8 protein-coding genes and 2 tRNA genes are annotated in these 12,291 nt (G+C 61.1%); 4 read left to right on the forward strand and 6 right to left on the reverse strand.

The genetic code is table 11. The features are described from left to right. Positions 1-26: 26 nt before the first annotated feature. From rpsF to rnr, 3 genes are all read right to left on the reverse strand, one after another. Complete coding sequence (gene rpsF / locus OPU96_RS21520; protein WP_003217491.1) at positions 27-449, reverse strand: 30S ribosomal protein S6; 423 nt, start codon at positions 447-449, stop codon at positions 27-29. Positions 450-759: 310 nt separating this feature from the next. Then, positions 760-1,515 carry a 23S rRNA (guanosine(2251)-2'-O)-methyltransferase RlmB gene (rlmB, locus tag OPU96_RS21525; protein ID WP_226455607.1) on the reverse strand — a complete coding sequence of 252 codons (756 nt, stop codon included), beginning with the start codon at positions 1,513-1,515 and terminating at the stop codon, positions 760-762. After that, a complete protein-coding gene (gene rnr, locus OPU96_RS21530; protein WP_192300269.1) occupies positions 1,512-4,145 on the reverse strand; it encodes a ribonuclease R in 2,634 nt (877 codons plus the stop codon). The genes rlmB and rnr overlap by 4 nt, the downstream gene beginning before the upstream one ends. A 224-nt stretch (positions 4,146-4,369) precedes the next feature. On the opposite strand from rnr, the gene OPU96_RS21535 reads away from it, so the two are divergent. The 4 genes from OPU96_RS21535 to OPU96_RS21550 all read left to right on the forward strand — a co-directional run bounded on the left by OPU96_RS21535 (position 4,370) and on the right by OPU96_RS21550 (position 7,445). Further along, positions 4,370-4,456 (forward strand) — tRNA-Leu (locus OPU96_RS21535). A gap of 153 nt (positions 4,457-4,609) precedes the next feature. Continuing rightward, positions 4,610-4,696: transfer RNA gene (locus OPU96_RS21540), tRNA-Leu, on the forward strand. Positions 4,697-4,854: 158 nt separating this feature from the next. Then, complete coding sequence (locus OPU96_RS21545) at positions 4,855-5,880, forward strand: extracellular solute-binding protein (protein WP_192300270.1); 1,026 nt, start codon at positions 4,855-4,857, stop codon at positions 5,878-5,880. Continuing rightward, positions 5,880-7,445: an ABC transporter permease gene (locus OPU96_RS21550; RefSeq protein ID WP_498559653.1), complete on the forward strand. Its 1,566-nt coding sequence runs from the start codon at positions 5,880-5,882 to the stop codon at positions 7,443-7,445. Before OPU96_RS21545 ends, OPU96_RS21550 begins: the two co-directional genes overlap by 1 nt. Positions 7,446-7,544: 99 nt before the next feature. On the opposite strand, the gene OPU96_RS21555 is transcribed toward OPU96_RS21550, so the two are convergent. From OPU96_RS21555 to OPU96_RS21565, 3 genes are all read right to left on the reverse strand, one after another. Further along, on the reverse strand, positions 7,545-9,479 hold the full coding sequence (locus tag OPU96_RS21555; protein WP_305391958.1) for a methyl-accepting chemotaxis protein: 1,935 nt from the start codon (positions 9,477-9,479) through the stop codon (positions 7,545-7,547). Between the two features lie 139 nt (positions 9,480-9,618). Beyond that, positions 9,619-10,908, reverse strand: coding sequence for an adenylosuccinate synthase (locus OPU96_RS21560; protein ID WP_192300273.1), 1,290 nt, complete (start codon positions 10,906-10,908; stop codon positions 9,619-9,621). A gap of 54 nt (positions 10,909-10,962) precedes the next feature. Beyond that, complete coding sequence (locus OPU96_RS21565) at positions 10,963-12,150, reverse strand: ATP phosphoribosyltransferase regulatory subunit (RefSeq protein WP_226455603.1); 1,188 nt, start codon at positions 12,148-12,150, stop codon at positions 10,963-10,965. Positions 12,151-12,291: the final 141 nt, after the last annotated feature.

Below are 12,291 nucleotides of genomic sequence, written 5' to 3' on the forward strand. Positions count from 1 at the left end.
GATAGGCTCCTTAAAAGGTCCGTGGATTACTCGTCAGCGTTGTCGCTGTTGTCGCTGTCATCACTATCAGCGCTTTCAGCGCCTTCGTGCTCAGGACGGTCGCGACGCTCACGGCGCTCACTGCGGTTTTCTTCAGCCTTGAGCATCTCGGATTGGCCGGTAACGGCTTCTTCGCGACGGATGACCAGGTTACGGATCACTGCATCGTTGTAGCGGAAGTTGTCTTCCAGCTCGGCCAGGGCCTTGCCAGTGCACTCAACGTTCAGCATCACGTAGTGAGCCTTGTGAACATTGTTGATTGCGTAGGCCAGTTGACGACGGCCCCAATCTTCCAGACGGTGGATTTTGCCGCCGTCTTCTTCGATCAGCTTGGTGTAACGCTCAACCATGCCGCCGACTTGCTCGCTTTGATCCGGGTGGACCAAAAAGATGATTTCGTAATGACGCATGAATGCTCCTTACGGGTTGTAGCCTGCCGCTCAAAAACGGTCAGACAAGGAGTGAATGACACTTATGGATCTTGCCGAAGGGGGACACATCGGTGCCCGCCAGGAAGGCAAGGGGCGCAATTGTAGAGAAGGGGGAGGAAGCGTGCAAGGTGATTGGTGATTATTTGAACAATCACCTTCTCAGGCCAAACACAAACCAATGTGGGTGCGGGCTTGCTCGCGAATACGGTGTATCAGCCCCAATTGCAGTGACTGACATACCGTATTCGCGAGCAAGCCCGCTCCCACATTTGGCCTGCGACAGACCTAGTTACTTCTTCGGCTTGGCCTTCGCGCCACGCTGACGCTGCGCTTCGAACAAGCACACGCCGGTGGCAACCGACACGTTCAAGCTGCTGACGCTACCGGCCATCGGCAGGTGCACCAGATAATCGCAGTGCTCACGGGTCAGGCGACGCATGCCCTTGCCTTCGGCGCCCATGATCAGGATGGTCGGGCCGGTGAGGTCCTGGTCATAAATGCTGACCTCCGCCTCCCCTGCCGTGCCCACGACCCACAAGCCGCGCTGCTGGAGTTTCTCCAGGGTGCGCGCCAGGTTGGTCACGGCCACAAGCGGAATCACTTCCGCTGCACCGCAGGCAACCTTGCGCACAACCGGCGTCAGGGTGGCCGACTTGTCTTTGGGCACGATCACCGCCAGTGCGCCGGCAGCATCTGCCGAACGCAGGCAGGCGCCGAGGTTGTGCGGGTCGGTCACGCCGTCCAGCACCAGCAACAGCGGCGCACCCTCGGTACGGTCGAGCAGCTCGTCGAGCATCGCCTCGCCCCAGACCTGGCTCGGGCTTACGTCCGCAACCACGCCCTGGTGAACGCCTTCGACCCAAACGTCCATTTCACGACGCTCGGCTTGACCGATGGCAACCTTGTTTTGGTTCGCCAGCTCAACCAGCGCCTGAACGCGCGGCTCGCTGCGACCTTCTGCCAACCACACTTGCTTGACGCGCTTCGGGTGGTGACGCAGCAGTGCTTCCACGGCGTGTACGCCGTAGATTTTTTCCAGACTCATGACTTGGCCTTAGGTTTGCGCGACCCACTGCTTTTGGCAGGGGCCGAGCCCGCTTTCGGCGGGCCTTTACGGTGTTTACTCGGCTTGCTCGACGGTTTTTCCGCCCCGTGGGACTTTCCCCCAGACGCCGCTTTACCACCGCTTTTGGCTTCGTTGAGCAACTGCTGCTTCAACTCACGACTCTTGCGCAGCTCGGCATTTTTCGCCGCGGCGTCGCTCGGGCGGTAGGCCTCGGGGGCTTTTTCCTTGGCCGCAGAGCGACGACCAGCCTTGGCCGGCTCAGGCTCAGGCGCTGCTTTGGCAGGGGCACCCTTGCCTTTGCTTGCCGGAGCAGTGGGTGTACTGCCACGCTTTTTACGGCTACCCGGCGACTCGGCCGGCTTGTCGGACATACCAAAATCGATCTTGCGCTCGTCGAGATCGACGCGCATGACCTGCACTTCCACGGTGTCGCCCAGACGGAAGCTGCGACCGGTGCGCTCGCCCGCCAGGCGGTGATGCACAGGATCGAAGTGGTAGTAGTCACCCGGCAAGGCGGTAACGTGTACCAGGCCTTCGACGTAGATGTCGGTCAGCTCCACAAACAGGCCAAAGCCGGTGACGGCGGTGATCACACCTGGGAACGACTCGCCTACGCGATCCTTCATGAACTCGCACTTGAGCCAGTTCACCACGTCGCGGGTAGCTTCGTCGGCGCGGCGCTCGCTCATGGAGCACTGCTCGCCCAACTGTTCCAGGGCCGCTTCGTCGTACGGATAGATCCGTGCCTTCGGAATGGTCATGGCACCGGCGCGCTTAACGTGCGGGGTGTTCTGCTTGGAATGGATCACGCTGCGGATCGCGCGGTGCGTGAGCAGGTCCGGGTAACGACGGATCGGCGAAGTGAAGTGCGTGTACGCTTCGTAATTCAGGCCGAAGTGGCCCTGGTTATCGGCGCTGTACACCGCCTGGCTCAGGGAGCGCAGCATGACGGTCTGGATCACGTGGTAATCCGGACGATCCTTGATGCTCGCCAGCAGTGCCTGGTAGTCCTTCGGCGTCGGGCCGTCCTTGCCTTTGTGCAGGGACAGGCCGAGCTCGCCGAGGAACGCGCGCAGCTTCTCCAGACGCTCCGGCGGCGGGCCGTCGTGCACGCGATACAGCGCAGGAATTTCGTGCTTCTGCAGGAATTCGGCAGTGGCCACGTTGGCCGCCAGCATGCATTCCTCGATCAGCTTGTGGGCATCGTTACGCGTGGTCGGGGTAATCGCGGCGATCTTGCGCTCGGAACCGAAGACAATCCGGGTTTCCTGGGTTTCAAAATCGATCGCGCCACGGGTATGACGGGCGCCCAGCAACACTTTGTACAGCGAATAAAGCTGCTTGAGGTGCGGCACTACGCCTGCGTATTCAGTACGCAGGGCCTTGGCTTCGCTGGTCTTCGGCGTTTCCAGGATGGTGCTGACCTTGTTGTAGGTCAGGCGCGCCTGGGAGTGGATCACCGCTTCATAGAACTGGTAGTCGGTCATTTCGCCGGTTTTCGAGATGGTCATCTCGCACACCATGGCCAAACGGTCGACTTTCGGGTTCAGGGAGCACAGGCCGTTGGACAGCTGCTCGGGCAGCATCGGAATCACGCGCTCGGGGAAATACACCGAGTTGCCGCGCACCTGGGCTTCGTTGTCCAGGGCCGAACCGATCTTCACATAGCTGGACACGTCGGCAATCGCAACGAACAACTTCCAGCCGCCGGAAAACAGACGCAGCTTGCCCGGCTTGGCTTCGCAGTAGACCGCATCGTCGAAGTCGCGGGCATCTTCGCCGTCGATGGTGACGAACGGCAGATGGCGCAGGTCGATGCGTTTTTCTTTGTCTTTTTCTTCCACTTCCGGCTTGAGCTTGGCGGCTTCCTTCAGCACAGCCTCAGGCCAGACGTGAGGAATATCGTAGGTGCGCAGCGCAACGTCGATTTCCATGCCCGGCGCCATGTAGTTGCCGACCACTTCAACAATATCGCCCTGTGGCTGGAACCGTGCGGTTGGCCAGTGGGTGATCTTCACCTCGACGAACTGACCGACCTTGGCGGCGCCATTGCGACCTGGGGTGATCAGCACTTCCTGCTGGACCTTCGGGTTATCCGGCACTACAAAGCCGATGCCGCCTTCTTCGAAGTAACGGCCAACGATGGACTCGTGGGCACGGGACACCACTTCGACGATCACGCCTTCACGGCGACCACGACGGTCGAGGCCAGACACGCGCGCCAGCGCACGGTCGCCATCGAACACCAGACGCATTTGCGCCGGGCTCATGAACAGGTCGTCGCTGCCGTCGTCCGGGATCAGGAAGCCGAAGCCGTCACGGTGGCCGGCGATGCGGCCCAGGATCAGGTCAAGCTTATCCACAGGTGCATAAGTGCCACGGCGGGTGTAGATCAGTTGTGCGTCGCGCTCCATGGCACGCAAGCGGCGGCGCAGGGCTTCGAGCTGGTCTTCGGTGGTCAGACCGAATTCTTCAACCAACTGCTCGCGGCTAGCAGGCGAACCCCGATCGGCGAGATGCGCCAGGATCAGTTCGCGGCTAGGAATAGGGTTTTCATATTTTTCCGCTTCACGAGCGGCCTCGGGATCGAGGGACTGCCAATCGGCCATTAGAGAGTTTTCACCTTGTCTATATGCGGGTTAGTTTGGCATACGCGTATTGAAACGGGAAATTTCAGGCATCAACAAGCGTTTAAAAGCCCTTTGGTGCCCTTTCCAGGCACCTTGCACGACCACTGGAGAAATATTCCAGGTTTTTTTCATGGCAGGGGTTTACAGCTCAAAAGCCCCTCCGTATAGTGCGCGCCATCGACGACGGCAACGTTGTTGATGTTGCCCAGGTGGTGAAATTGGTAGACACGCCAGCTTCAGGTGCTGGTGACCTTACGGTCGTGGAAGTTCGAGTCTTCTCCTGGGCACCAAATTCAGATCAAACCCGCGAAAGCGGGTTTTTTCGTTTCAGGCCTTTGATTTTTAACGCAAATCTCGATTTATTTTTTTGAATCAGGGGTTTACAGATCTAAAAGCCCGCCGTATAGTTCGCCCCATCAACAGCGGCAACGTTGCTTGATAATGCCCAGGTGGTGAAATTGGTAGACACGCCAGCTTCAGGTGCTGGTGATCGCAAGGTCGTGGAAGTTCGAGTCTTCTCCTGGGCACCAAATTCAGATCAAACCCGCGAAAGCGGGTTTTTTCGTTTCCGGGGTTTGAAAACGCCAGCTTCAAAAGTTGCATACCTATTCCCCCCTCGCCCGCACTTGAGAAGGTTTATCGTTTATCCTTGCAATGATTTGTTGCACTCAAGCGAGGAAACCTCCGGATGATGATCCGCGATACCCGTCTCAAGACATCCCTTCTGCGTGGCCTGACCATCACTCTGCTCGGCCTGACCCTGCTCTCGCCCGCCGCCTATTCTGCCGACAAGGTCTCCCTGACCCTGTACAACGGTCAGCACAAGGAAGTCGGCGATGAACTCGCCAAGGCCTTCGAAGCCAAGACCGGCATTCACGTCAACGTGCGCAAAGGCAGCAGCAACCAGCTGGCCAGCCAGGTCGTCGAAGAAGGCGCACGCTCCCCGGCCGATGTGATCTACACCGAAGAGTCGCCGCCGCTGAACAAACTCGGCGAGCAAGGCATGCTAGCCAAGATCGACGCCGCCACCCTCGATGTCTTGCCCAAGGACTATGTCGGCGCCAATGGCGACTGGATGGGCGTGACCGCGCGCACCCGCGTCGTGGCCTTCAACCCGAAACTGATCGCCGAAAAAGACCTGCCCAAGTCGGTGCTGGATTTCGCCGGCCCCGAGTGGCAAGGCAAGGTCGGCTTCGTGCCCACCAGCGGCGCGTTCCAGGAACAGGCCGTGGCGATCATCAAGCTGCACGGACGTGACGCCGCCGAAGAATGGCTGACCGGCCTGCGCGCATTCGGCAAGGTCTACAGCAACAACATGGTCGCCCTCAAAGCCGTGGAGAATGGCGAAGTGGCCACCGTGCTGGTGAACAACTACTACTGGTTTGCCCTGAAAAAGGAAAAAACCAACCTGGATTCGCAACTGCATTACTTCACTGATGGCGACGTTGGCGGGCTGATCACCGTGTCGTCCGCTGCTGCGCTGAAATCCAGCAAGCATCCCAAGGAAGCCCAGCAACTGCTGGCGTTCATGGCCAGTGAAGAAGGCCAGCGCGTGATCACCAACACCTCGGCCGAATACCCGCTGCGCAAGGGCATGGAATCCAGCCGCGGCCTCAAGCCTTTCAGCGAGTTGCAACCGCCGAAAGTCACCCCCGCCGACCTGGGCAACGCCGAAGAAGCCCTGGACCTGGAACGTGACGTTGGCTTGAACTGATGAACCCATCGCTCTACGCCCCCGCCCTACGCGGGGGGTTCAGCCCGCGGCGCAAGCGGCCGTCGATTTGGCTGCTGTTGCCCGTGCTGTTTCTGGTGGGCTTGAGCCTGCTGCCGCTGGTGTACGTCGGGCTCAAGGCCTGGCAGGCTGGCTGGGCCGAGGCCGTGCACCTGCTGTGGCGCCCGTATGTATTCGGCCTGCTGCGCAACACCCTCGCGCTGATGGTCGGAGTGACGGTGACGTGCGCAGTGGTCGGGCTGTCCCTGGCGTGGCTGCTGGAACGCAGCAACCTGAGCGGGCGGCGCATCTGGGGCGTGATCCTGTGCCTGCCGTTTGCGGTGCCGGCGTTCGTCAGTAGCTTTACCTGGGTGTCGTTGAGTGCCAACTTCGAAGGCCTCGGCGGCGCGATCCTGGTGATGAGCCTGTCGAAATACCCGCTGGTCTTCCTGCCGGTGGCGGCGACCCTGCGAAACCTCGACCCATCCCTGGAAGAGTCCGCACGCACCCTGGGGCTGAACCGTTGGGGCGTGTTCTGGCGCGTCACCCTGCCCTTGCTGTGGCCGTCGCTGCTGGCCGGGGCGTTGTTGATCGCGCTGCATATGCTGGTGGAATTCGGCGCGCTGTCGATCATCGGCCTGCAAACATTCACCACCGCGATCTACCAGCAATTCGAACTGGAATTCAGTAACGCCAACGCCGCGATGCTCTCGGCGGTATTGCTGGTGATGTGCCTGACATTGCTGTGGCTGGAGCTGCGTGTACGCGGCAAGGGCCGACACGTGCGCATCGGCCAGGGCGCGGCGCGACATGCCGGGCAGGTGCGATTGGGCAAATGGGCACCGCTGGGGCAACTCTATTGCCTGGCACTGGCGATCATCGGCAGCGGCATTCCGTTGGGCATGCTTGGTTACTGGCTAGCGGTAGGTTCATCGGCAGCGTTTCCGGTGGCCGCGATCAGTGAGGCGCTGCTGTCCTCGCTGGCGCTGTCCCTCGGCGGCGCAGCGTTGTGCCTGGTGCTGGCGGTGCCGGTAGGCTTGCTGGTGGTGCGTTATAAAGGCCAGCTGGCGATCTGGGCCGAGCGCTTGCCCTACCTGCTGCACGCCCTGCCCGGCCTGGTGATTGCGTTGACGCTGGTGTATTTCGCGCTGCATTACGTGCCGGCGCTGTATCAGACGTCGGCGCTGTTGTTGATTGCGTATGCGTTGCTGTTTTTGCCTTTGGCTCAAGCACCGATCCGTACGGCGTTGAACAAGGCTGCTCCGCAATTGGAAGAGGCTGCACGCACCTTGGGCGCGTCGTCGTTCAGCGCGTTTTGCCGGGTGACCTTGCCGATCATCTTTCCTGCATTGGGTGCGGCGTTCGCACTGGTATTTCTGGATGCCATGAAGGAATTGACGGCGACCTTGCTGCTCAGCCCGACCGGGTTGAATACCCTGGCGACGGCAGTGTGGGCGCACACTTCGAATGTGGAATTTGCAGCGGCGGCGCCGTATGCGGCGCTGCTGATTCTGGTGTCGGGGTTGCCGGTTTATCTGCTGACGACTCGGATGTATCTGAGCCGCTGATACCGCTATCGCAAGCAAGCCAGCTCCCACATTTGACGGTATTCACAAATCAAAATGTGGGAGCTGGCTTGCCTGCGATGAGGCCGGAGCTGACGACCTTCAAGCCCGAAACTGCCCCAGGCTGGCCTTCAACTGCGCCGCCAACCCATCCAGCACCTTGCCACTGGCGGTCGTCTCCACCACCGCCTGCGCCGCCCGCTCGGCCTGGGCATGGATCACCTCGACCCGCCCACGCACCGCCTGCGCGCCTTGCGCCTGATGCTCCGCCGCACGCGTCGCCAAACCAATAGCCGCATGCACTTGCTCCACCGAAGCCTGTACGGTCTGCTGCAAGCGCACGCTGTCGCGCAGCACCAGCAAGCCTTCATTGGCCTGACGCCCGGCCTTGCCGATGGTTTCCACCGCTTCACGCGCGCCCTGCTGCAACGCGACGATATGCGCCTGAATGTCGCCGGTAGAGCTCTGGGTCTTGCTGGCCAATGCCCGCACTTCGTCCGCCACCACCGCAAAGCCGCGCCCGGTTTCGCCGGCACGTGCCGCCTCGATGGCGGCGTTGAGCGCCAACAGGTTGGTTTGCTCGGCAATGCCATGGATCACCGTCAACACCACCTCAATCTGCTCACTCTGCTGGGCCAGGCGCTCGATCACCTTGGAACCGGCCTGCACCTGCCCCGCCAGCGCTTCGATCAGGCTGCCGACTTCCGTCGAGGTGCGTGAGTTTTCATCCGTGGCCTGGCGAATATCCACCACCTGCTGCAAGGCGGCCTGCATGGCATGGCTTTCGGCCTGGGCCTCGTCAGCCATTTGTGACAGCGCCCGCAGGCTCTCGGCCACCTCATCGCGCTGCAAACCGGCAGCGGCGTCGGCGCCAGCATTTCGCAGGGTCATCGCACCGATTTCCACGCCGGTGCGTTGGGCCACATCGCCGGCTTCACGCACGATGGGTTGCAACTTATCCACAAAGCGATTGACCGCCGAAGCCATGTCGCCGATTTCATCCTTGCTGCTGATTTGCACACGTTTGGTGAGGTCGCCCTCGCCCGCAGCCAGGTCATCCATTGCGGCAATCAACAGCTTCAGGCGATTGACCACACGGCGCCCGAGCACGATGGCGATCAGCAGCAGGACACCCAGACCGACCAGCGCGAGCCCCATGCCGATGCGCCAGCGCAGCGTGCCGGCGGCCTCCTGTACGGCGCTGGTGGTGTTGGCGGTCATCTGGGTGGCGGTGGCTTGTGCCGATTGCAGGCGTGCGCCCATGGCGGCGGCGCTGTCAGCGGCGGCGCCTTTGAGGCTGTCACCAACCAGTTGATCACCGCTGGCGATCAGGGTGGCGAAACGCTTGTCCAGGGCTTGCAGGTCGGCCTCGACCGAAGCCGTCGAAACGCCCATCAGAACCTTGCCGATTTCCACGCCGTTGGGGCTTATGGAGGCCTCGACGTAGTACACCGACGGATCGTTCTTCGCCGCATTCAACACTTTGTCGAGTGCGCGGTCACCCTGGCCTTTTTCCAGCAACGCCTTGTTGATCGGGTTTTCCCGGTTCAAGTAGCGCGTCAGGTGCTCGCCCGCCGCGTCGTCGTAGACCACGAACAGCACGTTGGGATTGCGCTGGGCGCGCCGGGCGAACTCGGACAAGGTCGGCACGTCGCTGTCCCACATGGCGCGTGGCGCCACCGAGGCCAGTAGTTGCGCCATGTCGTTGGCGGAGTCTTTCAGGTCTTTTTCCAGGGTCGCACGCAGTTGCTTCTGTTCTTCCTGCAAGCGCGTCGAAAGTCCGGCGGTCAGACGCTGACGGGTACTGGTCGACAAGCTGTCGAGGCTGGACGTGACTTCCTTGCCGGCTTGCGCCAACTCGCCAGACAGTTTCTGGCTGTCGATACCCAGGCGATTACCCAAATCCGCTTCCAATGCAGTCACCGTGCTCCGCGTCAGAGCGACGGCCACCAGCACTTGCACCAAAAGGGCGATACCTAGGGTAACGAACACAGGCCGCAACAGACGACTTTGTAACAATGAGAGAACGGCAGACATCGGGAATCCCTCCACCACGGGTGCCATTAAATTGATAGCACCGCGAAAGAAGGATTCAAAGCAAGGGTCGTGCCGCTTGATCGCCAGAAACGACAAAGGGCTCCCGAAGGAGCCCTTTGCTTTTTACATCAACAGCTTATTAAGCGAACGGGTGACGCAGAACGATAGTTTCGTTGCGGTCCGGACCCGTCGAAATAATGTCGATCGGTGCGCCGATCAGCGCTTCAACGCGCTTGATGTAGGCACGGGCGTTGGCCGGCAGTTCTTCCAGGGTTTTGGCACCCACGGTCGATTCGGTCCAGCCCGGCACTTCTTCGTACACAGGCAGCAGGCCCACGTAGCTGTCAGCGTCGGTCGGGGCAACATCATTACCGTTTGCGTCTTTGTAGCCGACGCAAATGTTGATGGTTTCCAGGCCGTCGAGTACGTCCAGCTTGGTCAGGCAGATGCCCGAGATGCTGTTCACATCGATAGCGCGACGCAGGATAACGGCGTCGAACCAGCCGCAACGACGGGCACGGCCGGTGGTGGCACCGAACTCGTGGCCTTGCTTGGCCAGGTGAGCGCCGACTTCGTCGAACAGCTCAGTCGGGAACGGACCCGAACCTACACGGGTGGTGTAGGCCTTGGTGATGCCCAGGATGTAGTCCAGGAACATCGGGCCAACACCGGAACCGGTCGCAACGCCACCAGCAGTGGTGTTGGAGCTGGTCACGTACGGGTAGGTGCCGTGGTCGATGTCCAGCAGGGAGCCTTGGGCGCCTTCGAACATGATGTCTTTGCCGGCGCGACGCAGGTCGTGCAGTTCGGCGGTCACGTCCAGCATCAGCGGCTTGAGCAGCTCAGCGTATTCCTTGCACTCAGCGAGGGTCTTGTCGAATTCGATAGCCGGTTCTTTGTAGTAACCGACCAGCATGAAGTTGTGGTAATCCACCAGTTCACGCAGTTTGTCTTCGAAACGCGGCATGTTGAGCAGGTCGCCCACACGCAGGCCACGACGTGCGACCTTGTCTTCGTAGGCCGGGCCGATGCCGCGACCGGTCGTACCGATCTTCAGCTCGCCACGCGCCTTTTCACGGGCCTGGTCCAGCGCGACGTGGAAGGACAGGATCAGCGGGCAGGACGGGCTGATACGCAGGCGCTCGCGCACAGGTACGCCTTTCTCTTCCAGCTTGATGATCTCGCGCAGCAGGGCGTCAGGTGCAACCACCACGCCGTTGCCGATCAGGCACTGCACGCCTTCGCGCAGCACGCCCGACGGGATCAGGTGCAAGACGGTTTTTTCGCCATCGATGACCAGGGTGTGGCCAGCGTTGTGGCCACCTTGGTAGCGCACTACGGCGGCAGCATGTTCGGTCAGCAGATCAACGATCTTGCCTTTGCCCTCATCACCCCATTGGGTGCCCAGGACTACGACATTCTTACCCATAACACTTGTCCTCATTCGCGCAAACTTGGTGCCGGCGATGGCCGGCAGGAAAACTCAAGAAGCCAGTGGCGATACTTGCCAAAGCCCGTTCTGCTGAATCAATTGCCGGTCGCAGTCCGCTTCACGGGCGGCGGCCAATGGCTGCCCAGGCAAAGCCTGAACGACACGCTGACCCTCACTGCGCAACTGGCAAACCTGCTGCCAGAGTGCCGCGTCCGTACTGTCGGGCATCCAGATGCCACCAGACGGCAGCTCGACCTCAGCACGCCCCAGGGTCACCAGGGTTTTCAAATCGGTAGAGAAGCCGGTCGCCGGACGGGCACGACCGAAGTCGGCGCCGATGTCGTCATAACGACCGCCTTGGGCGATGGCCTGGCCAACACCCGGTACAAACACCGCGAACACCACACCAGTGTGGTAGTGGTAACCGCGCAATTCACCCAGATCAAAGTACAGCGGCAGCTGCGGGAAGCGCGCCGACAGTTGCTCGGCGATAGCCAGCACATCGTCCAGTGCAGCCAGTACCGGCGCCGGCGCCTTGGCCAGACGCTCGCGCGCAGCCACCAGCACTTCACGACCACCGCACAGGTTGACCAGTGCACGCAGCATCTCGGCCAACTCCGCAGGCACACCTTCGGTCAAGGCAATCACTTCATCGATCGCCTTGCGTTGCAGGGCGTCGAACAACTGCTGCTCCACTTCACCGGACAAACCGGCCGCACGGGCCAGGCCGCGGTAGATACCGACGTGGCCCAGGTCCATGTGGACATCAGGTACGTCAGCCAGTTGCAGCATGGCCAGCATCAAGCTGATCACCTCAACGTCGCTGCTCGGGCTGGCATCGCCATACAACTCGGCGCCCAACTGGATCGGGCTACGGGAAGACGACAAGGCACGTGGCTGCGCATGCAGCACACTGCCGGCGTAGCACAGGCGGCTCGGGCCTTCGCGACGCAGGGTGTGCGCGTCAATGCGCGCCACTTGCGGCGTGATGTCGGCACGGAAACCCATTTGCCGGCCCGATTGCGGGTCGATGACCTTGAAGGTGCGCAGATCCAGGTCCTGGCCCGCGCCGGTCAGCAGGGATTCCAGGTACTCGATATGGGGGGTCACGACAAACTCGTAACCCCAGCTCTGGAACAGATCCAACACCTGGCGACGCGCTACTTCAATGCGCGCAGCTTCCGGTGGCAGTACTTCTTCGATGCCATCTGGCAGCAGCCAGCGGTCTACCGTTGCCATTACGCCATTCCCCTTTGATCCGGGCGGCCAGCCCTAGGCCGAGCCTTGAGTGAAGCAGAAAATGCCCGCCGCCTGCATAAACCACGCGCAAGAGCGACGTGACGAATGGCCTGCAATCGGCCTCGTCGGGCACTTTCCTCG

The organism is Pseudomonas sp. RP-B7 (genome assembly GCF_059803535.1).